Below are 21785 nucleotides of genomic sequence, written 5' to 3' on the forward strand. Positions count from 1 at the left end.
GGGGTGGGCTATGCATAAAGGCCCTGCAGATACCAGCGAGCCTCGCCCGGGGCCGGCCCGTGCTCGCAGTAGATCCACAACAGCCCGGCGCGCTCGCTACGGGCGATGCAGTAATCGCGCACCACCGCCCCGCCCTCCTCCCACCAGCCGGTCTCGATGCGCTGGCGCCGGCTCACCAGGCGCAGCGGGCCCTCGTACCAGGGCCGGTGGTCGCGCACCTGCAGCCGCAGGGGCTGGGGCAGCAGCCAGGGGGGATAGAGGCTTTGCACAGGCGCAGCGGGTTCGGCCGCCTTGAGCCGGGCGCCGCTGGCCAGGTGGTGCACCGCGGGTTCCCAGCGCTGCATGCGCTCGGGCCGCCAGTCGGCCTGGGGCAAGGGCACCAGCACCTGGTCTTCCCCCAGCCGGGCCGACAGGCGCTCGACCAGCTGGTGCAACTTGTCGCCGGGCCGGTTGTCCTCGGGCAGGAAGCTGCGGCTGGCGCCGGGCCGGTCGCGAGTTTCCAGGGTGCGCAGGCGCAGGTGGTTGACCGGTGCGGCCAGGCGGGCGCGGTCGAGTTGTTCGGCCACCAGGCGGCGCAGGTGGTCCATCTCCTGGGCCGGTTCGGCGGTGCGGACCACCAGGCGCTCGTGCGGCGGCAGTTCGCGGCCGTCCAGGCGCTTGAGATCGAGCGTCCATTCCAGCTCCAGGGCCAGCACGCCGCGATGCCGCGCCCGCAGCCACGACTGCAACTGACCCAGCAGCCGCTGCGCCGTCCACATCAGCTCGGGCGCGCTGGTGGCCAGCGCCGGCAGCTCCAGGCGCTGGTCGAACACCTCGGGCAGCTGCACCCAGGTGTGGCGCGCCGTGCGTTCGCCCCAGGCGATGTCCAGCGCCTCCAGCAGGCCCGCGCCGAAGCGCCGCGCCACCGGGCCGCGGGGCAAGGCGCGCAGTTGCCCCCAGCTGCGGCAGCCGGTGCGTTCGAGCAGGGGCACATGCGGCATGGCGGCGCCGAGCACGTCGAGCGGCAGCCCGTGCGGCACACGCGCGGGGGCCGGCTGCTGGCGCCGCTGGAGCCGCAGCAGGGCCAGGGCTACGAGGCAGGTGGGGCCCTGGGCCCAGTGGGTGACGGGCTGCAGGCCGGGCGGTGGGGCTAGCAGCTGCTCGATCAGTGCTTCGCGTCCGCCGAACAGGCGGTCGCTGGCGGCGATCTCGAGCACCCAGGCTTCTTCGAGCCGGGCCACCCGTGGCGTGAAGCGCAGCCCCTGCCAAGCCCAGGCCAGCGCTTCGTCCTCATGCGGCGGATGAAGGGCGATCCAGTGCATGGGCTGGGGCCTCGGTCATGGGTTCGGGCTGAGATCCATTCCGTTCGGGCTGAGCCCTACTCCGTTCGGGCTGAGATCCATTCCGTTCGGGCTGAGCCCTACTCCGTTCGGGCTGAGCCCTACTCCGTTCGGGCTGAGCCCTACTCCGTTCGGGCTGAGCTTGTCGAAGCCTGCTCCGCGCGCCGGGCCCTTCGACGGGCTCAGGGTGAACGGAGTAACTCCGTTCGGGCTGAGCTTGTCGAAGCCTGCTCCGCGTGAGAGGCCCTTCGACGGGCTTGTCCTGAGCTATGTCGAAGGGCTCAGGGTGAACGGAATAAATCCCTTCGGGCTGAGCCCTACTCCGTTCGGGCTGAGCCCTACTCCGTTCGGGCTGAGCTTGTCGAAGCCTGCTCCGCGCGCCGGGCCCTTCGACGGGCTCAGGGTGAACGGAGTAACTCCGTTCGGGCTGAGCTTGTCGAAGCCTGCTCCGCGTGAGAGGCCCTTCGAAGGGCTTGTCCTGAGCTATGTCGAAGGGCTCAGGGTGAACGGAATAAATCCCTTCGGGCTGAGCCCTACTCCGTTCGGGCTGAGCCCTACTCCCTTCGGGCTGAGCCCTACTCCGTTCGGGCTGAGCTTGTCGAAGCCTGCTCCGCGTGAGAGGCCCTTCGACGGGCTGGGTGGGTTCGGGCTGTGCCTGGGAGAGGCCCGACCGCCTCGCCTGCAGCATCTCCGCCAACAACGCATGCAAAGGCGGCAGCAGCACCGGCGTGACTCGCGGCGGGCCGCGGCGCTTGATGACGTGCACCTTCAGCGCGTCACCCGATTCCACCAGCAGCCGCAAACGCGCCGGGGACGCCTGGTGGCGGGCCGATTCAGGCCGGAAGACAAACAGCAGGCGCCGCTGTTGCTGCGCCGCCAGGTGCAGGCGACGCAGTTCGGCGGCCTCGACCTTCGGCAGCCAGGCCAGCACCGCCGCCGCCTCGGCACAGCGCAAGGCCTGCTCGGCCGACCACAGGCGGGCTGGCGGCTTGTCCGCCTTGACCCACAGCAGCCGCCCGCCCGGCAGGCCCTGGGCGGCCAGCGACGGCGCGAACACCGGGTGCGGCGGCGCCACCAGCACCACCGGGCCCGCCTCCGACTGCACCGCCCGGGCCAGGGCCGGCAGCAGCAGGCGCCACACATGCTGCTGCGGCCGCGCCTGCAGCAGCTCGACCAGCTGCCCCACCGGCCAGCCGCCGCCAGGCAGTTCGGCATCGAGCGCGGGCAGGCCGGTGGACAGGGTTTCCTCCTCGCGTGCAGCCAGCTCGTGCACCCGCCAGACCTGGGCGGGCAACTCGAACTCGGCAGGCAAAGGGGCAGACAGAATGGCGGTCACGGGAACACAAGACCTGTTCAAATCGACAGTGGTCTGTGTGTTTATACAGTGATTTTCCAGCGCCGCAAGCTGCCAGCCCCCCGAAACCCAAGTCCATCCAACTTTTTCATGCCCCGCCTGCTGCACCCCGACGATTTCCTCGGCTCCGCCGCCGACATCGCCCGCGCGCTGATCGGCGCCACCCTGCTGGTCGACGGCGTGGGCGGGGTGATCGTGGAGACCGAGGCCTACGACCGGGACGATCCGGCCTCGCACAGCCATGCCGGGCCCACCCCGCGCAACGCCGCCATGTTCGGCGCGCCGGGGCGCGCCTACGTCTACCGCTCCTACGGCATCCACTGGTGCCTGAACTTCGTCTGCCGCGAGTCCGGCCACGGCGCGGGGGTGCTGATCCGCGCCATCGAACCGACACATGGCCTGGACCGCATGCGTGAGCGGCGCGGGCTGGAAAACCCCCGCCTGCTCTGCGCCGGCCCCGGCCGCGTCGGCCAGGCGCTGGGCATCGTCCACGCCTTCAACGGCTGCCGCCTCGACCAGCCGCCCTTCGAGGTATGGGCGGCCGCGCCCGATGTGCCGGTGTCGGTGGGGCCGCGCATCGGGATCTCCAAGGCAGTGGACGTGCCGTGGCGCTTCGGGCTGATGGGGTCGCGCTACCTCAGCCGGCCGATGGGCTTGCCGAGCAAGCCGGCGAAAGCGTTTTGACGGACTGAACGCCAGATGCTGCGATCAATGCGAACCAGCCCATGCTGATCACACCTTTCGCACCACGGAGCCCCTATGCAGTTCGTCTTCCGTGTGAACCTGAACAAGCCCGGCATCGAACAGGAGCGTGAAGCCGTGGAAGAACTGTTGCCCCAACTGGCGATCGCCGCCATGGAACTGCGGTCCGAGTACCGCCAGGAAAAGCGACGACAGCTGGTCGCACTGTTCCTGGGTGATGTCCAACCGACTGCGCTCGATATCCAGCGCGCGCGGATGGAAGCTGACGCACACCGCGCCATCCTGACCGGCACCGAATGGCTCACCGCTCCGCAGATCGCCGAGCCCGGAAAGCAAGCCCCCCCTCACCCTTGCGGCACCACCGCCGTCACCTCGATCTCCACCTTCGCCCGGTCTTCCATCAGCGCCCTCACCTCCACCGCCGTCATGGCGATGTCGTAGTCGCCGATCAGCTCACGAAAGGCCCGGCCGATGTCGCGGCCGGCAGCGATGTATTCGCGCTTGTCGGTCACGTACCAGGTCATGCGCACGATGTGCCGGGGCTCGGCGCCGCCGGCGCGCAGCACCTCGACCACGTTGCACAGGGCCTGCCGCACCTGCCCGGCGAAGTCGTCGGTCTGGAACTGCTGCTGCGCGTCCCAGCCGATCATGCCGGCCACCACCACCTGGCGGCCGCTGGCGACCACGCCGTTGGCATAGCCCTTGGGGCGCGCCCAGCCTTCGGGCAACACCGCCCGCTTGGCCACATCGCTTGCATTCATGCCTTGTTCTCCTTGAGCAGTTCACGGGCGATGATCAGCTGCTGCACCTCGCTGGCGCCCTCGTAGATGCGCAGTGCGCGGATTTCGCGGTACAGGCTTTCGACGACCTGCCCACGCGTGACGCCCAGGCCGCCGAACATCTGCACCGCCTGGTCGATCACGCGCTGCGCGCCTTCGGTGGCCGCGAGCTTGGCCATGGCGGCCTCGCGCGTGACGGTGCGGCCCTGGTCGCGCAGCCAGGCCGCGCGGTACACCAGCAGGGCGGACGAATCCACGGTGGTGGCCATGTCGGCCAGCTTGGCCTGCGTGAGCTGGAAGTCGGCCAGCGCCTGGTTGAACATGCGCCGGCTGGTGGCATGGGACAGGCCTTCATGCAAGGCCCGGCGCGCAAAGCCCAGGGCTGCGGCGGCCACCGAGGTGCGGAACACGTCGAGCGTGCGCATCGCGACCTTGAAGCCTTCGCCCGGCGCGCCGATGCGCTGCGTCAGCGGCACGCGGCAGTTCTCGAAGCGAAGCCGGGCCAGCGGATGCGGCGCGATGACCTCGATGCGCTCGGCGATGTGCAGGCCCGGGTTGTCCGCGTCGACGATGAAGGCCGACAACCCGCGCGCGCCCGGCGCCTCGCCGGTGCGGCAGAACACCACGTAGAAATCGGCGATGCCGCCGTTGGAGATCCAGGTCTTCTCGCCGTCGATGACGGCGTGGTCACCCTGGATGCGCGCGGCGCATTGCATGGCGGCCACGTCGGAGCCGGCCTGCGGCTCCGACAGCGCAAAGGCCGCGATCGCCTTGCCACTGGCCACCCGTTCGAGGTAGCGCGCCTGCTGTCCGGCCGTGCCCTGCAGGCTGATCGCGCCCGAGCCCAGGCCCTGCATGGCGAAGGCGAAATCGGCCAGGCCGCTGTGGCGCGCCAGGGTCTCGCGCACCAGGCAGATGGCGCGCGTGTCCACGGCCTGCCCGGGCTGCGCCACGGCGTGCCGCAGCCAGCCGCCCTCGCCCAGCTGGCGCACCAGGGTGCGGCAGGCGGCGTCGACGTCGGCGTCGTGGTGGGCTTGCAGTTCGCGGGTGGCCCAGTCGTCCAGTTCGCGGGCAAGCTGGCGGTGGTGGTCCTCGAAGAAGGGCCAGTCGAGTGCGTCGGCTTGCATGGGTCAGTCGCCCTCGAAGACCGGCCGCTGCTTGGCCACGAAGGCCTCGTAGGCCCGCGTGAAATCCTGCGTGAGCATGCACAGCGCCTGGGCCTGGGCCTCGGCCTCGATGGCCTGGTCGAGCGTCATGGCCCACTCCTGGTGCAGCATGGTCTTGGTGATGCCGTTGGCGAAAGTGGGCCCGGCGACGAGGTCGTGGGCCATCTTCTGCGCATCGGCCAGCAGCGATTCGGGCGCACACAACCGGTTGAAGAAGCCCCAGCGCTCGCCCTCCTCCCCGCCCAGCGAGCGGCCGGTGTAGAGCAGCTCGCTCGCGCGGCCCTGCCCCACGATGCGCGGCAGCATGGCGCAGGCGCCCATGTCGCAGCCGGCCAGGCCCACGCGGTTGAACAGGAAGGCGGTCTTGCTGCGGGCGGTGCCCAGGCGCAGGTCGGACGCCATGGCCAGGATGGCGCCAGCCCCCGCGCACACGCCGTCCACCGCCGCCACGATGGGTTGCGGGCAGGCGCGCATGGCCTTGACCACGTCGCCGGTCATGCGGGTGAACATCAGCAGGTCGGGCGCCTTCAGCCGCACCAGCGGCCCGATGATGTCGTGCACGTCGCCGCCGGAGCAGAAGTTCTCGCCCGCGCCGGCCAGCACCACGGCGTGGATGTCGGTGGCGAACTTCAGGCGGCCGAACAGGTCGCGCAGCTCGGCATACGAATCGAAGGTGAGCGGGTTCTTGCGGTCCGGCCGGTTCAGCGTGAGCGTGGCCACGCCGCCTTCGGCCTGCCACAGGAAGTGCCGCGCCGCGTAGTCGGACAACTGCTGGTGGTTGCCCGCGGCCAGCGAGGGATGCAGGTCTGGGTTCATGTCAGGCGATCCTTGTGGTGGGTTGGGTTCGTGGTGGCATTCGGGATCACCCTTCCTCGGCGCGCAGCGGCGCGGGCGTGGCGGCCATCGCCTTCTCGCGCTCGAGGTTGCGCTCGAGCTGCGACTTGCCCGAGCGGTACTGCACCGGCCAGGGCACGTCGTGGTAGCCGATGCGCGCGGCCTCCAGCAGCGACCAGGCCGGGTTGGCCAGGTGCGGGCGCGCCACCGCGCACAGGTCGGCGCGACCGGCGGCGACGATGCTGTTGACATGGTCGGCCTCGCTGATCGCGCCCACGGCGATCGTGGCGATGCCGGTCTCGTTGCGGATGCGATCGGCGAAAGGCGTCTGGTACATGCGGCCGTACACCGGCTTCTGCAGCTTGCTCACCTGGCCCGAGGAGCAGTCGATGGCGTCGCAGCCCGCCGCCTTGAAGGCGCGCGCGATCTCCACCGCGTCATCGGGCGTGATGCCGCCTTCCACCCAGTCGTGCGCCGAGATGCGCACCGACATCGGCAGGTGTGCCGGCCACACTTCGCGCATGGCGGCGAACACCTCCAGGGGGTAGCGCAGCCGGTTGGCCAGCGAACCGCCGTATTCGTCGGTGCGGTGGTTGGTCAGCGGAGAGATGAAGGCGGACAGCAGGTAGCCGTGGGCGCAGTGCAGTTCCAGCCAGTCGAAGCCGGCATTGACGGCGCGCCGGGTGTTGCTCACGAAGTCCTGGAGCACGCGGTCCATGTCTTCGCGCGTCATGGCACGGGCCCAGTCGCTCACGCCGTCCAGGTACTGCTGCGGCGACGCCGAGATGAGCGGCCAGTTGCCCTCCACCAGCGGCAGGTCTTCGCCCTCCCACGGCACGCGGGTCGACCCTTTCGGGCCAGCGTGTCCCAGCTGCATGCCGATCCTGGCGTCGCTGTTGCCGTGCACGAACTCCACGATCCGGCGCCAGGCCGCCTCCTGCTCGTCGTTCCACAGGCCGGGGCAGCCAGGGGTGATGCGCCCATCGGCCGAGGGACAGGTCATCTCGGCCATCACCAGTCCGGCGCCACCCAGGGCACGCGCGCCCAGGTGCACCAGGTGGAAGTCGCCGGGCACGCCATCGACGCACGAGTACTGCGCCATGGGCGAGACCACCACGCGGTTCTTGAGCCTGAGCCCGCGAACTTGCCAGGGCGTGAACATGGGCGGGATGGGCTGCTGCGTGGGCGCGCGATGCACGCCCGACTGCTCGGCCACCCAGTCCTCGTAGCCTTCCACATACTGCCGGTCACGCAGGCGCAGGTTCTCGTGGCTGATGCGCTGGCTGCGCGTGAGCAGCGAATAGGCGAACTGCTCGGGCGGCAGGTTGACGTAGCGCGACACGTTCTCGAACCACTCGGTGGAGTTGCGCGCGGCGTTCTGGATCTTGAGCACCTCGACGCTGCGCACGGCCTCGTAGTCGCGCAGCGCCTGCGCCAGGTCGCCGCCGCGCGCGCCGATGCAGCGGGCCAGCTCGATCGAATCTTCCAACGCCAGCTTGGTGCCCGAGCCGATGGAGAAGTGCGCCGTGTGCGCGGCATCGCCCATCAGCACCACCGGCTGGCGGCCGTTGTGGTGCACCCAGGTCTTGCACACCACGCGCGGAAAGCGGATCCACTGGGCCGAGCCACGCAGGTGCGTGGCGTTGGACATCAGCTTGTGGCCATCGAGGTACTTGGCGAACAGGCGCTCGCAGAAGGCGATGGATTCCTCCTTCTCCATGCGGTCCAGGCCGGCGCTTTGCCACACGCTCTCGGGCGTCTCGACGATGAAGGTGGAGGTGTCGCCGTCGAACTGGTAGGCGTGCGCCTGGAACCAGCCGTGCGGCGTCTCCTCGAACGCGAAGGTGAAGGCCTCGAACTTCTTGTGCGTGCCCAGCCAGACGAAGCGGCATTCGCGCAGGTCGATATCGGGCTGGTAGGTGCCGGCGTAGCGGGTGCGGACGCGGCTGTTGAGGCCGTCGCTGGCGATGATCAGGTCGGCGTCGGGATAGGCGTCGTCGCTCTGCACGTCGGTCTCGAAGACGAGCCGCACGCCCAGGTCCTCGCAGCGCCGCTGCAGGATGTTCAGCAGCCGCTTGCGGCCGATGCCGCAGAAGCCATGCCCGCCGGAGCGGATGCGGTGGCCGCGGATGTTGACCTCGATGTCGTCCCAGTGGTTGAACGCCCCCAGGATCTCGTTGGCCGTGGGCGCATCGGCGGCCTGCAGGTTGCCCAGCGTCTGGTCGGAGAACACCACGCCCCAGCCGAAAGTGTCGTAAGGCCGGTTTCGCTCCACCACCGTGATGTCGTGGTCGGGGTTCTGCTTCTTCATCAGCAGGGCGAAATACAAACCCGCGGGTCCACCGCCGATACACACGATCTTCATGGGTTTCTCCAAGCCTTGATTGTTTAAGTCTAAAGCAATTTTGGGCGACTGTCGACGTGGTGGGTGAGGCGGCGCGGCGATGTGCCATGGCTTCGCCGGTGTGACTTTTTCGTGTCGGACAACGGCCGAGCTACACGCGGCAATGGATGACATACGGCCTGGCGGGCTCGACCGATCATTTGCCCAACCCAACCGTGGAAGACGCTCCATGAACCTCGCCCGCCCTGTGACCTCCGTCCAAACCGCCTCGGCGCTGCTGCTCGCGCTGGCCTTGACTGCGTGTGGCGGAGGCGGCGATGGGGGGACGGAGATGCGGTCGCAGGCCGCGGACGGCGAATCCACCGGCACGGCCGCCACGGTGGGCGACCCGCGCACCTTCACCTGGTGGGGCACGCCCGCGCTGGAGCTCTACCAGTACAACCAGACCTGCGCCCCGCAGGCTGGCTGCCGCATCCCCGACCTCGACCTGGCCGTGTGGAACGCCACTTGCGAGCCGGGCGACCGCAGCTGCTACGTGCCCTTGTCCACGGATCCGCAGGTCGCGCCCCTGCCACGCGAGGAAGCGCCGCCGCCGGTCCTGCGCAAGCCGGATCCGGCGACGGCGTCGGCGCAGGAGATCGAGGCCTGGAACCGGCAGTGCGTGACGGTTCGGTGCATGGTGGTGGAGTGAGGGGGTTTCTCAGCTCCTGCGCGCTAGAAGTCGAGCAGAGCCTTCTTCACGTCGTTAGGGTTGACCGCCGCGAGCATCCCGCGCACCTGTTCGCGGGCCCGGCCGACGTCAGCGGCGAGGTCTTCCCACAGCTGATAGGTCTTGCGATCTTTAGTGCCGCCGTAATCCCAGCGGTGGTGCACCAGATAACGATGACTTGCGGGGTCGATCAGCGCCGACTCTACGAGCACGGCCGGCTCATAAGGATAGTGAATCTGGGAGGCCGTGTAGCCGGTGTTCACTCGTAGCAGGAGCGGGGTATATCCGGGCGAGGCCTGGTAGCCGTTTCCGGCAAGCGGCAACACCGCGTCCGGAGACGCGCTAGATGCGTGTGGACAGGTACCGGCGCCGCAGACGGGATCGGGCGCCCTCGGCTCCGGCTCACGCGCTCCAACGATCGAGCCTGGCAGGCGTCGCACCTCGGTAAGCTTGACCACGCGCCCCTCGGCGCGCAACAGCTCGGCCAAGCGCTCGGCGAAGTCGCGGTTCATGTCCGAGCCTGCACGCAGGGGCTCCAGTTCGCGATTGAACGCAATCGTCCGCTCCTCGCTTTGATCCTTCGCGACCTTTTCCAACCCATACATCGTGGCAGCGCCTGCGATCGCTCCAACAGCGCCAAAAACGCCGAGCATGCCTGCTCCGGCCCTGGCGTTTTCGCCCGCCTTATGCTGCACATGCTGCCTTTCGGCGTTGTAGATGATCTCGATTTGCCGGGCATTCTCGATGGCCTTCCGGTTGTGGTCCTTCAAAGTGGGGGTGGCGCAGCCGGACAGAAAAAGTGCGGCGAGCGCGAACGAGATGAATGGTTTTCGCATGGTCCTCCCTGAGGTGGATAGCGCCCACGTGTGAATCCCACAGGCCGGGCGAACTCCTGTGGGAGCCCGCACGAACTGGCCGGGGATGAGATTTGATCGCAGCAGCTGGACGATGCTTATCCGGGCATTGAATCGAGAAGTTCGCACGGCAGCAGCGGTACTCCAGCTACTCCCTCCCGGATATCCAACGGCCTCTATTTTGTAATTATCTGCCCTGGCCTTTCTACATCTTCCAGGGCAATCCTTTCAGCAACGATCGTTATTCGCACTGGGGTTCGATTGCCCGCCTGATCAACAGAATCCACACTGATAGCCACTGAGCAGTCGGATCTGTCATGGGATTTAGACTCCACTATCAAGTCATTTATCAGATCGTTCGGGATAAAACCATTCGGCTCAAAGATGATGCTTGAACTCCCTCGAAGACAACAAAACCGTCGTACAAGTCTTGTTCGGTGTAGTAATTCCAACTGTCCTTTCGAACTCGAGGAATGCAGGTAACCTGGAGTTTCACCTCGGACTTCCAGCCATCAATCAATATCGACTTGCAGCCGCGATCGCCCAGGTAAATGGTCTTCGAGACTTAAACTTCGTCCATCGTGGCTCACTTGATCGGCCAATGCGCCGCGGGGCTGTTCCAAGGAACAACGTTACCGTTCAGGTCCAATGATGGCCTTGCCGGGACGCAGCTCAACCACCACTGGGTCACCCCACCAGATCCGCCACGACATCATCGCGGTCTGCAACACTTGCAAGTTCGATGCTGAAGTTCATTTAGTCGGCTCTAGGAAACCCAGAAATCCGCCGTCAGCTCCGTATTGCACACCGCGCCCGTCTGGCGCGCGCACTTCGGTTACTTGCCCGAACCTGGCTTGATGGCGGGTTGTACTCAATGACAATAACAAAAAACAGTCAAAACATGAGGAGCGCATGCTTCAGAACGCCAACCATCCAAGGCTCGCCGGGATGATCATGAATGCCACGCCAAACAGCAGCAACGCGTGGGGCACGAGCTCCCAGGCGCAGTCCGACGGACTGCGCTATTCAGGCCAAGGAACCAGAGTTGCAGTCGCTGGGGATGGAATTACTTTGCTTCTCATTTTCGATGGGTTTTCGTTGTTGCTACGGCTGGTTGTCGTCGCGCTGATAGGTCTGCTTGGCACTTCGCCAGCCCAGCGGATCGCGTGCGAATGGCTTGAGCCCGATTGCTGAAGCGCGTTCCTCGAACATGAGTACCCCTGCGGCAAAGATCGAGACGATCAAAAGTGGAATTCCAAGCCAGTGCGGGGGGGGCAAAGAATGGGACTCCAAAAAATCCAATGAGAACCATAATCCCTAGCACTAGCTCTGCGAGCCCTGTAAGCCGCCCATCGCGTACGAACCGATTCATTTCCGCACTCCTCAGTAGTTTTCCCAAGCGCTATTGCTCCACGATCGAAGGTCTTGGCTCGTGCCGGAACTCTTCCACAATTCAACTAGCTTGTTGACCACAGGGGCTGCGAGGGGGATCCGCTTTTCAATCCGGTCTTGCAGTATTGCAGCAAGCGAATCGTTCAGCACCTTTCCCATGTCCGGACGCGCCAACTGCTCTACGGAGTCGGCAGCTAAGCTCATAGCAGTGGCAGCCGTAGCGGCTGACATCGCTGGCTGCGTCTGCAACTGCCGTTCTAGTCGGCATCGTCATCGGTTGGTTCTGCTGGGCGCCAACTCCGCTGGCGCAAGCAAGGTCCCCATAAGCTGCGCCCACCGTGGCACGCTGCGGCCCTGCCGCTTCAGAGAGATCTCACCGCCTGTTCCCAGGGGATCGCGCTTGGCAACTCGTGTATCACGCCGTCGTGGGTCACAAGAATCGGGTTGTTACCCGCAAGTGCTGAGGCCGGGTTTTGTGTCCGTACAAAGTCCGCCGTGTTGAAAAAGATCACCCATCCTTGGTCTATCTCCCTGGTGGAATCAGGCAATATTTCGAATTGATCGCCGACCGCATCGGCGAGTGAATTGATCCTTTTGCGGGCTAGTGCAATGGCGGATTCTCGGTTAAGGCTATGCATTAGTTCGTCCTCAACAATTGAAAACTATGATACCCATCGAGCGAAGCGGCCCGACCGGTTTGCCCGTCTAAGAACCGGACGATGCCGTTTTGATTGACTACATTGAACACGTGCCCGACCTCGCCGTTCCCTCGGGAGCCGAAAACGATTCCTCGTGCTCCGGGACCTGCGGCAGCTACTGCTGCGGCGACGTCGCTGATAGGGCCAGCCTGTCCAAACGAGCTACCAAACGTCCTCTCTAGCACATCGATTCGAAACGGCCCACCCCCGAGGGCAGATGTTGGGCGGCCCGCTAAGGTTGCGTCTGTGGCAATCGAACAATTGACACAGTTCATGGTGCCACCAATCGTGTTCACGCTGCGTACGGAGCCAGCTCCTTCCGTGGCACCCGCGGTCCTGGCCGCTGAGGCTGGATTGGGCAATGACACACCGCTGGCCGGCACACCAGCCGCAGTTGTCACCGTCGACTCGGCCGCAACCAGGCACCCCGTCGGATTTCCGAGGCAGTACAGGTACGGGTTCTTGGCGAACGCGACCACTTCTGCCGCGATGCCGCTCAGGGCAGGCGCCAATATCAACGTACCCGCCACCGCCGCCGCCTGCCACGTCTGCCTGCGCACCTGCTCGCGCTGCGTGCCGTCGAGGTTGGCTGTGGCCGCAACCTGCTGCGAGGTGGGTTGCTTGATGCCGTTGCGCTCGTGGAAGGCTTGAAGCTCGGGGGTCGCCTGGCTCTCTCGCTGGTACATCAACGGGTCGGCCCGTTCACTCGGCGTGGCATGGAACATCCGGCCTTGATCCAGCGCCGGGTTCATGGCGTCGTACGGCAGCAGCTGCGGACCCGATTGGCGCAGGAAGGCTTGAGCCGGGACGTCCCACTCGCCTTCGACACCGACCTGCACCTGCTTGAACGCCTGCTGCGCTAGCCGCTGTTCGGCAGCCTCTTCAGAGATGCCGTGCTGTTGCGCGAAGCGTCTGGCGTTCTGCTTGATCCAGTCGATCTCACGCGGATGCAGTTGCCGGTTGTTGAGGTCGACCGCCACACCACCGGCCGCGCCGGCCACGCTTCCACCCCCAGCCAAGCCCCCAATCCCAACGGCCACACCACCGGTGACCGCCTGCGCCGCAACACGCGCGGCACCTTCGGGCGCACCGGCATCGCGCAGGCTGTTTTGAATGCCTTGCTGCAGCTCTTCAAGCAGCGGTGCCGCGTAGGCGGTTGCAGCGGCACCCGCCGCACCGGCCGGGCCACCCACGGCTGCGCCTAGCGTGGCGTGCAGTGCAACGCGGCGGCTGCCGCCTTCGGCCCATTCCGATGCTTGTTGCTCCAACTCCTGCTTGCGCTGCGGATCGGTCTCGGCGGCTGCCTGCGCACGCAGCTTGTCCTCCTGCGCGGTGGCGTAGGTGCCGATGGCCTTGGCCCCTTGCTGCCCCGCGACCTGCGTGATGATGCGCTGCGCGTCAATGTCCTTCTGCACGCGTTGCGCATCGAAGACTGGCGCGATGCCCGTTTCGGCATCTCCGGTGCGCGCGTCCTTGTCCCCCGCGATGCCGCTGATGCCGGCCCTTGTGACGCTGTTGGCACTGCCCGATGCCGAGCCGAAGCCGGCGCTGCCGCCGCGCAGGCCTGCCGAGGCTGCGGGGGTGCCTTCCTTGGCACCCTCCTGCCCCGCGCTGCCCGACACACTCCCGCCGATGCTCGTGCCCCGGTAGCTCGCGCTGTTCTGGATGTCCACCAGCTCCGGCGCCTCACCCTCGAAGCGGTTGCGCCCCTCCTGCACCGCCTTGTCCGAGCTGGTGATGGCCGCGCCCACCATGCGGGTCTTGCCGCCCACTTCCAGGTCGAAGCCGCCGTCACCGGTGCGGATCGCCGTCTGCTCCTTGACGCTGGCGAAGTTGCTGTCGACCTTGCTGCGCGACGCGCTGCCGCTGCCGCCGCCGCCCGCCCCGAAGGTGGCGCTGCCGCCGTCGGTGCGGCTGCGGCTGGTGTACTGGGCGGTGTCCTGCAGGCTTTCCAGGTGCAGGTCGCCGGCGACGCGGCCTTTGAACTCGGGCGCCTTGATCACCGCGCCCTTCATGGTGAGGTCGCCGCCGGTGTGCACTTCCACGCCGTCGTCGGAGAGGATCTGGGTGTTGGTCCAGCTCTTGTCGCTGCTTTCGCTGTGGCCGCTGGCGGCGCTGGCGGCGACGGTGACGCCGAAGCCGGCACCCTGGGGGCCGGCCGTGTAGCCCACGCCGACGCTGGCGCTGGAGCTGCGGTGGCTGGTGTGCTCCTGGACGCTGTTGCTGGCGGCCACGAGGTTGACATCGCCTTCGGCGTCGAAGCGCACACGGCCCTTGCCGCCATCCACGGTGCTGCCCTGGACGGTGATGCTCGAGTCCTTGCCGGCGCCGGTGGCCTGCATGCGAACGCCGTTGCCTGCCTCGAAGCTGGAGCCGGCGGCGCGCTGCTCCTGCCGATCACTCTTGCTTTCGCTGCTGCTGGTGCCGATGCTGAGGCTGACCGTCACGTTGGCGGCGGCGGCCGGGTTTTTGGCGACCTGGGCCGCGGCGTTGCCCACGGTCAGGGCGGCACTGGCGGCGGCCAGTGCCTGCATGCGGCCGCTCTGGGTGTCGCCGGCGGCCCGCGCCACCTGGTCGAGGGTGCGTGCGGCATCGATCAGCCCGCCGCTGACGCCCACGCTCAGGCCCGATTGGCGGTGTCGCTGCTCCTCGGTGGTGGCGGTGCTTTCCCGGGCCTCCTGCACGAGGATCCGGCGGCCCATGGCATCGACGGCGCCCTGGGGCGTCTGCACGTGGCTGCCGGTGACGGTGAGGTCGCCCGCCTGGGCGTGCATGCGCAGGTCGCCTTTCAGGCTGCCGACGGTGCTGCCCGAGGCGCTGGCGTGGCTCTCGGTGTGTGCGCTCTCCTGCTGCTGGGTGCCGACGGAGATGCTGCCGGCAGCGCCCCAGCCGGAGCGGCGGTGCAGCTCGGAGCTTTGGCTGCTGTGGCGGTCGGTGGCGGCGTCGAGGGTGATCTGGCCGCCCAGGAGGGTGACGTCACCCTCGCCCACGACCTGGCTGCCGGTGATGTGCAGGTGGCCCGAGGCGAGCTTGCCGTCGGCGCCCACCTGGCCGGCCTGCAGGTGCACGGTGGCGCCCTCCAGGGAGCTGCCGTGGTTCGTGGTCGACTGGCCCTGGCTGCTGCTGGCGTGGCGCTGGCTGGAGAAGGTGGCGCGGCTTTGGCTTTGCCGCTCGTGCAGCTGGCTGTTCTCGGTTTGCAGCGTGGTCGCGTGCAGGTCGCCGCCGGCGGTGGCGGTGAGCGCGCCGCGTTCGGCGGTGAGCTGGGCGCCGGCGAAGGTGGTGTTGCCTTTCGAGTAGGTGGTGAGCGAGCCGCCGGCGCTGAGCTGGCCGCCGGTGAGGGCCTGCTCGCGGGTGGACAGGCGCTCGCGGCCGCCTTCGCTGGCACCTTGCCGGTCGGTGTCGAGCGTCTCGATGGCCGCGCGCACGTCGAGGGTGTCGGCATCGAGCAGCAGCTTGTCTTGCGCGCGCAGGTTGCTGCCGGTGATCTGCAGCTTGCCGTCGGTGCTCAGGGTGATGTTCTGCCCGGCGAGTTGCGTGCCCTGGTGCTGGCTGGCCTGTTGCCGGTAGTAGCCGCCGTGCGCCAGGGGTACGTCCAGCGCATAGCCGGTGGCCACCGTGTCGACGGTGAGGGCGCCGCCGGCATGGGCGTGGAGGTCCTGCGTGGCCTGCACGGAGGCGCCTTGCAGGTGCAGGTTGTTCTCGGCGTTGAAGCCGAGGTGGGCGCCGGTGATGGTGGCGATGCGGTCGACGTTGGTGGAGCGGCCGGTGCTGGTGCCGTGGGGGCCGGCGACCTGGGTTTCGGTGGTCTGGGTGGTGGTGCGGGCAATGATGTCGCGCGCGTTGAGGCTGACCCGGCTGTTGGCGCCCTGGCCGTGGACGGCGCCGCCGGCGATGTCCAAGGTCTCGTCGGCGTCCAGCTGCACGTTGCGCCCGGCCACGGTGCCGCTGTTCGTGAGGTTGCGCGCCTGCAGGTGGGCCGTGCCGTCGTGGGCGACGAGGGTGCCGCTGTTGGTGAGGTCGCCGGTGGTGCGCAGGTCGATGCGGCTGCCGGCGATGAGGGCGCCGGTGGGCGTGAAGTCGCCGTCGATGGGGCGGCGCAGGTAGACGATGGGCACGAGCGCGGTGGCCACGCTGCCATCGGGCAGGCGCACTTCGCGCGGCTCGAGCCAGACGATGTCGGTGGTGAGCAGGGCCATCTGCTCGGCCGAGAGGGCGACGCCGGGGGTGAGCTGGTATTGCTGGGCGAAGAGGTGGCCGGCATCGAGCAGGGCCAGGTATTCGGCTTCGGTGTCCTGGTAGCCGGCCAGGAAGCGCCGGCCGGTGAGCGCGAGGATCTGGTCGTCCACCAGGCGCTGCTCGGCGAAGCCGTCGCCATAGCGCTGCAGTTGCAGGCCGGGGTCTATGGTGAGGCGGTCGGTGCTGGAGAGGTAAGTCTGGCCGCCCAGGAAGTCGGTGTCGGTTTGCACCAGGGGCTGGCTGGGGCCGCGCTCGATGCGGTAGAGGCGGTTGGCCGGGGCGGCGACGGCGAAGCTGGCGCTGGCGGTGGTGTAGCCCTGGGCCTTGGGGGGTGCCGGCGGGGCACGGGGGGCGGCGCGGGAGGCCTGGCCGGGTGAGAGCGGCTGCGGGGCGGCCCAGGCGGTGGCGGCCAGGCTCGCGCGGGTTTGCTGCACGGCCTCTTGCTGGCTTTGGCGCAGGGCGGCGGCCAGCAGGCTGCCGCGCAGGGGACGGTCGGTCGGGGGAGTGTCCGCGCCCTGGCGATCGGCGGCCAGGGCCTGTAGCGGCTGGGCGGCCAGGGCGTTGCGCGGGACGACGGCGGGGGCGGCGCGCGACAGTGCGGGGGCCGAGGGCGCTGCGCTGGCATCGAGCGGCTGGTTGAGCGTGTCGAGCGCGAAGGTGTCGTGCTTTGGCACGGACCAGGGCTGCGGCGTCTGTGTCACGCGCTCGAAGCTTTCTTTCCAGCCACCGTGGTGCTTTTGAGAGCTGAAGGAGCTGCTGCCCAGCTCCAGCGTGTCGCGGGTGCCTTGGGCGGCCAGGTTGTTGGGCGCCTCGCCCAGTACCGGGGCGCCAGCCACGATGGAGCTGTCTTCGTTCACGCCGCCAGCCAGGGTGACGGTGCCGGTGGCACGCACCCGGCCGGGCTGGGTGGCGGTGACGACGGTTTCGGTGACCTGGCGTTCGGTCAGGTGGGTCTGGTGCCAGTCGGAGACGTAGCGGCTGTCGAGGTCGGCGTTGAAGGCTGCGATGGCCTCGTCCAGTTTGTAGGCTTGCTGCTGCAGCTGTTCGTGGTACGAGGCCAGGGCTTGCAGGGCTTCGGTGCAGGCGGGGCTGTTGGAGGCCTCGCACTGCGACCCAAGCGGCTGCGGCGCCTGCGGCAGGGTGACCTCAAGCCGCGACCAGATCGGATCCTGCAGGTCGTAGTTCATCGTGCACTGGTAGGACGTCGAGTCGTCGCCGCCGCCCATGTCGCAGTGGAAAGCCGGTCGCAGGTGCATCAACCCCAGCTCGGCGGGGTACTTGCTGCCGGGCAGCACGTAGCGGCCGGCCTCGAAGGGCACGAGCGGGAGCTCGCCGAGCGCGTAACGCTCGTTGCGGGAGCTGGGTTGGATGTAGACCTTGTCGATGCTTTCGGTGCGGGTGCGTTGCTCGGTCACGAGGCCCGCGTTGCGGTTGTTCAGGGGCGCGGTGAAGACGATGTTTCGCTGCGCCTCCAGGCCGGCGCCGATGTTGTCCACGGGCCCGCGCAGGGTGAGGTCGCGGCCGCTGTAGACCAGGGCCTGGCCGGTGTTGCGCAGGCGACCGGTGATGTGCACGTCGCCCACGCGGCTGGCGATGACGGCCCGGGGCTCGTTGTCGACATCGGCGGTGATGTCCACGTCGTGGCCGTAGATGCGGCCGCGGTTGCGCAGCTGCCTAGCGGTGAGCGTGGTGGCGCCGGCCGCGGCGTTGATGAGGCCGTCGTTGACGATGTCCCCAGTCACCTTGACGGTGGTCTTCTTGGCGCTGACCACGCCCTGGGCTTCGTTGGTGAAGGCCTGGGCGTCGATGGTCAGGGCGTTGCCGGCGCTCAGGTGCGCCTGGTTGGTGAGCTGGCCGGTGGTGGTGAAGGTGAAGTCGCCGCCGGCGGCGATGTCGCCGCGCTGGGTGTGGTCGCCTTGCAGGTCGATGTCGATGTCGCCTTGCGAGGCAATCACGCCGCTGCCGCTGATGGTGGCGAGCTTGGCGGACAGGGTGTCGGTGGCGTCGAGGCGGCCCGCGTCGTTGTGCAGCGAGCGGCCGCGCACGCTCAGCTGCGCGGCCGCGAGCTGGCCGCCCGCGTTGTCGATGGCGTCGATCTGCAGCGTGGCCTGGCCGCCGGCGAGCAGGGCACCGGCCTGGTTGTCCAGGCTGTTGGCGCTCAGGTGGAGGTGGCGCCCGGCGAGAAGGCCGGAATTGAGGTCCTGCGGTGTGTCGCCGCCCGGGTTGCCACCTGTGCCCGTGTTGTGCACGGCCTGGGCATCAATGATGTGCAGGTCGCGCCCGGCAAACACCACGCTGTCCGGGCCGCTGTTGTCCAGGAAGGGGGTGCGCAGGTGCACGCCCGCGTCGCCCAGGATCGCGCCGCCTCGGTTGTCGATGCGGGTGGTGGCCGTGAGCTCGTTGGCAGCTAGCCCCAGCAGCGTGCCCTGGCGGTTGTCGAGGGTGGTGGCTGCCGCCTTGAGCGGGCCTGCCGCGCCGATGTAGCCGGTCTGGTTGTCCAACACGCCGGCCTTCAGGTCGATCTCCCCGGCGCTGACGATGCCGCGGTCCTTGCCGCTTTGGTTGTTGCGCAGCGTCTGGCCCTGGGTGTCGATGCGCACGCCGCCGGCGCCCGCTTCGATCACGCCGGCGGTGTTGTCAACGCCGGGGCCGGTGAGGTCGACCGAGTGGCGCCCGGAGATGACGCCTTCGGTGTTGGTGATCTGGCCACGTAGATCGACGGTGTGGGCGGCGAGCAGGCCCTCGTGGTTGTCGATCGTCTTGGCCGTGGCCGTGAGCGCGCCCTTCGCGCTGACGGTGCCGGCCTGGTTGTGCAGCTCGCCGGCTTCGAGGTCGATGTCGCCGGCGCTGTAGATGCCAGCCTTGTCGGCGCTCTGGGCATTGCGCAGCGTTTTAGCGTCGATGCGCACGCCGCCCGCGCCGGCTTCGATCACGCCGGCGGTGTTGTCCACGTCCGGCCCCTTGAGGTCCACCGCCTGTGTGCCGAAGATGACGCCTTCTGTGTTGGTGATGGTGCCGCGCAGGTCGACGGTGTGGGCGGCGAGCACGCCCTGGCGGTTGTCGATGTGCCGGGCATCTGCCACCAGCTGCTCGGTCGCAACGACCTGGCCTTCGACGTTGCTCCACTGGCCATCACCCAGTTCGATGCGCACCCGTTGGGCCGCGACCTTGGCGCCTTCGGTGTTCAGCCCGCTGGCCTGCACCTGCAGCTCGCCCCCGGCCGAGGCGGTGGCGCCGCGCAGGTCGGCTTCGCGCGCCTGCACCGAGAGCTGGCCGCCGGCGAAGAACTCGCCATCCTTGGACAGCAGCTGGCCCGAGGTCTGCAACGTGAGGTCACCCTGCGCCTGCAGCAGCCCCCGGGCGTTGTCGATCTTGTCCGCCGCCTGGACGTGCAGTGATCCGTCGCTCATCACCGCACCGCCTGGGTTGTGCAGCTCGCCCACCTGCAGGCTGAGGTTGGTGCGGGAGAAGACCTGGCCGTCGGTGTTGTTCAGGAAGGCCATGGGCGAGAGGTCGGCGCGCGCGGCGCCGATGGTTCCGCCGCTGTTGTTCACGCCGCCCGGCGTGCGCAGCTGCAGGCCACCATCGGTCCACAGTTCGCCACCGGTGTTGTCCAGCGCCTGGCCGTGCAGGTCGAGCGCGGCGGCGTCTTCGCTGCGCGCCAGCAGCTGGCCGCCGCGGTTGTCCAGCTGGCCGCCGCGCGCATCGAGCTGCAGGCGCTGCGCGGACAGGTGCGAGCCGGCGGTGGAGACACCCTCGCCCTCCAGGCGCAAGAGCCCGTCCGATTGCGCCGAGCTGGCGGTGAAGCCCACCGCGCCCTGTGCCGTGATGTCCACCTGCGCGCCCGCGAGCCGGCTGCGCTCGACGTTCGCGGCGCCCTCGCTGCGCAGGACCACGGCTGCGGCCGAGAGCGCCTGGCTGTCCGTCATCTGCAGCGACTCGGCCAGGATGCTCACGCCTTCGTTGGCCTGCAGGGTCTGCCCGCTCAGTTGCAGTTGCGCGCCTTCGATGTGCAGCGCGCCGGTGGCACGCATCTCGCCGCCTTGGCTCGGCGCCGTGTCGATGCGCGAAGCCTGCAGCTGCAGGTCCCCGCCCGCGTGGATCAGCCCCGAGTTGCGCAAGCCGTCTGGCAAGGTCAGGAGCAAGGGCTTGGCCGAGAGCTGCGCGACGACACCGCTGTTGTCCAGCGAGGGCGTGCGCAGTTGCAGCGAGGGCGCGATCAACTCGCCGCTGTTGGCCAGGCCGCCGCCGGCCGTGAGGTGCGCCACGGCACCCGCTTGCGTGTCGCCGGTGAGTTGCACCCGCCCGGGGCTGGACAGGTGCAGGTTGCCCGCCACCTGCGTGTGGCGCAGCGTGAGCTGGCCGTCGGCCGAGAGCACCAGGTCACCCTGCAGCGTGGACAGCCGCCCGGTGCTGTTGACGCCCAGGCCCTTGTCGGTGGCGACCAGGCGGATCTGCCCGGCGTGCATGCCACCGGCGTCCTTGATGTCCACCGCGAACTGCGGCGCCGCGCCGATGCCCGGGCGCCCCTGGTGCTGCAGGCTGTCGTAGAGCACCTCGTTGGCGCCGATGAGCGCCTGCAGTTGCGGGGTGAAGACTTCGCCGCGCAGCAGCAGGCCGCGCGCGAGCAGGTCGAGTTGCTGCAGCGCCGTGCCGTCCAGCCCCTGCGGGCCGACTTCGATGGTGCCCTGGCGCACGTCGAGCGCGCGCAGGCTGCCGTCGGGTGCGAAGAGCGGTGTGCCGGTGCCCAGCGTGGCGCGCGAGGTGTGGATGAAGCCGCAACCATCGCAGCTGATGCCGTTGGGGTTGGCGATGACGACGTTGGCCCGGTGGCCGCCGACTTCGATGACGCCGCGCAGGTGGCTGGCGTGGGTGCTGGTGACTTCGTTGAGGATGACCTGCGCCGGCGTGCCACCCAGCAGCGGGTTGGCCCCGACCCGGCCGCCCAGCTGGGTGGGCGTGGCGACCACGCTGTTGTTGAGGATCAGGCCGGGGGGCGCGACGTTGAAGTGTTCGTAGCTGTTGCGGCTGACGCCGCCGCGCGTGGGCGGCGCGATCAGGACCATGGGCACGCCATTGGGGGCCGAGGTGACCAGCGGCCGCTGGCTGGCCGGCGCGGAAGTGGAGGCGGCCAGCTGCGCATAGCCCGGCGCGGCCGACAGCAGGGTCTGGGCGATGAAGAAGGCGGTGAAGAACCGGGCCAGGCGACGCAGGCGGGGCGCGTGCGGATGGACCTGCGAACTCGAGGTTGACGGGCATGCAAGAGCGAGCGCGCGGACAGCGTCGTGACGGATCAAAGGTGGCCTCCCTGGCAAGCCGTGCCGCCTGCGGCCGGAGGAGCCGTCTAGGCGGGTTGGCTTATTTGTAGGCCGAAGATACTAAGCGGAGGGTCGTGGGC

The 21785-nt window shown here is 68.4% G+C and carries 13 protein-coding genes and 1 pseudogene; 4 read left to right on the top strand and 10 right to left on the bottom strand.

From position 1 onward, the window contains the following. Positions 1-8: 8 nt before the first annotated feature. Positions 9-1301, bottom strand: a complete 1293-nt coding sequence (locus JI739_RS02660) for a DNA polymerase Y subunit UmuC family protein (RefSeq protein WP_201682287.1) — start codon at positions 1299-1301, stop codon at positions 9-11. Beyond that, on the bottom strand, positions 1270-2781 hold the full coding sequence (imuA, locus tag JI739_RS02665) for a translesion DNA synthesis-associated protein ImuA (protein ID WP_354003665.1): 1512 nt from the start codon (positions 2779-2781) through the stop codon (positions 1270-1272). Before imuA ends, JI739_RS02660 begins: the two co-directional genes overlap by 32 nt. Between imuA and JI739_RS02670 the strand changes: the two genes are divergently transcribed. Beyond that, the gene (locus JI739_RS02670; protein WP_201682288.1) at positions 2764-3357 is read left to right on the top strand and encodes a DNA-3-methyladenine glycosylase; all 594 of its coding nucleotides are present in this window, start codon (positions 2764-2766) and stop codon (positions 3355-3357) included. The two genes, imuA and JI739_RS02670, sit on opposite strands and share 18 nt — an antisense overlap. 75 nt (positions 3358-3432) lie before the next feature. Beyond that, complete coding sequence (locus JI739_RS02675; RefSeq protein ID WP_201682289.1) at positions 3433-3816, top strand: hypothetical protein; 384 nt, start codon at positions 3433-3435, stop codon at positions 3814-3816. On the opposite strand, the gene JI739_RS02680 is transcribed toward JI739_RS02675, so the two are convergent. From JI739_RS02680 to JI739_RS02695, 4 genes are read right to left on the bottom strand one after another with little or no spacing between them, the layout of a single operon-like run. Then, a complete protein-coding gene (locus tag JI739_RS02680) occupies positions 3720-4136 on the bottom strand; it encodes a RidA family protein (protein WP_201682290.1) in 417 nt (138 codons plus the stop codon). The two genes, JI739_RS02675 and JI739_RS02680, sit on opposite strands and share 97 nt — an antisense overlap. Next, positions 4133-5281, bottom strand: a complete 1149-nt coding sequence (locus JI739_RS02685) for an acyl-CoA dehydrogenase family protein (protein ID WP_201682291.1) — start codon at positions 5279-5281, stop codon at positions 4133-4135. Before JI739_RS02685 ends, JI739_RS02680 begins: the two co-directional genes overlap by 4 nt. Positions 5282-5284: 3 nt before the next feature. Beyond that, complete coding sequence (locus JI739_RS02690; protein ID WP_201682292.1) at positions 5285-6136, bottom strand: enoyl-CoA hydratase family protein; 852 nt, start codon at positions 6134-6136, stop codon at positions 5285-5287. 46 nt (positions 6137-6182) lie between these two features. Next, complete coding sequence (locus JI739_RS02695; RefSeq protein WP_201682293.1) at positions 6183-8519, bottom strand: bifunctional salicylyl-CoA 5-hydroxylase/oxidoreductase; 2337 nt, start codon at positions 8517-8519, stop codon at positions 6183-6185. A 208-nt stretch (positions 8520-8727) separates the two neighbouring features. Between JI739_RS02695 and JI739_RS02700 the strand changes: the two genes are divergently transcribed. After that, entirely contained in the window at positions 8728-9189 is a 462-nt protein-coding gene (locus JI739_RS02700) for a hypothetical protein (RefSeq protein ID WP_201682294.1), read from the top strand. Positions 9190-9212: 23 nt separating this feature from the next. On the opposite strand, the gene JI739_RS02705 is transcribed toward JI739_RS02700, so the two are convergent. Together JI739_RS02705 and JI739_RS24800 are read right to left on the bottom strand one after the other, a co-directional pair. Continuing rightward, positions 9213-10043 carry a hypothetical protein gene (locus tag JI739_RS02705; RefSeq protein ID WP_201682295.1) on the bottom strand — a complete coding sequence of 277 codons (831 nt, stop codon included), beginning with the start codon at positions 10041-10043 and terminating at the stop codon, positions 9213-9215. 194 nt (positions 10044-10237) lie between these two features. Continuing rightward, positions 10238-10614, bottom strand: a pseudogene (locus tag JI739_RS24800) (DUF6258 family protein). 359 nt (positions 10615-10973) lie between these two features. Here JI739_RS24800 and JI739_RS02710 point away from each other — a divergent pair. After that, the gene (locus JI739_RS02710; RefSeq protein WP_201682296.1) at positions 10974-11255 is read left to right on the top strand and encodes a hypothetical protein; all 282 of its coding nucleotides are present in this window, start codon (positions 10974-10976) and stop codon (positions 11253-11255) included. Between the two features lie 560 nt (positions 11256-11815). Here the strand turns inward: JI739_RS02710 and JI739_RS02715 are convergent. Next, positions 11816-12091 carry a YrhB domain-containing protein gene (locus JI739_RS02715; RefSeq protein ID WP_201682297.1) on the bottom strand — a complete coding sequence of 92 codons (276 nt, stop codon included), beginning with the start codon at positions 12089-12091 and terminating at the stop codon, positions 11816-11818. Then, a complete protein-coding gene (locus JI739_RS02720; RefSeq protein ID WP_201682298.1) occupies positions 12091-21684 on the bottom strand; it encodes a hemagglutinin repeat-containing protein in 9594 nt (3197 codons plus the stop codon). The genes JI739_RS02715 and JI739_RS02720 overlap by 1 nt, the downstream gene beginning before the upstream one ends. Positions 21685-21785 lie beyond the last annotated feature (101 nt).

Origin of the sequence: Ramlibacter aurantiacus (genome assembly GCF_016722895.1) — a bacterium.
GTDB classification, from domain to species: Bacteria; Pseudomonadota; Gammaproteobacteria; order Burkholderiales; family Burkholderiaceae_C; genus Ramlibacter; species Ramlibacter aurantiacus.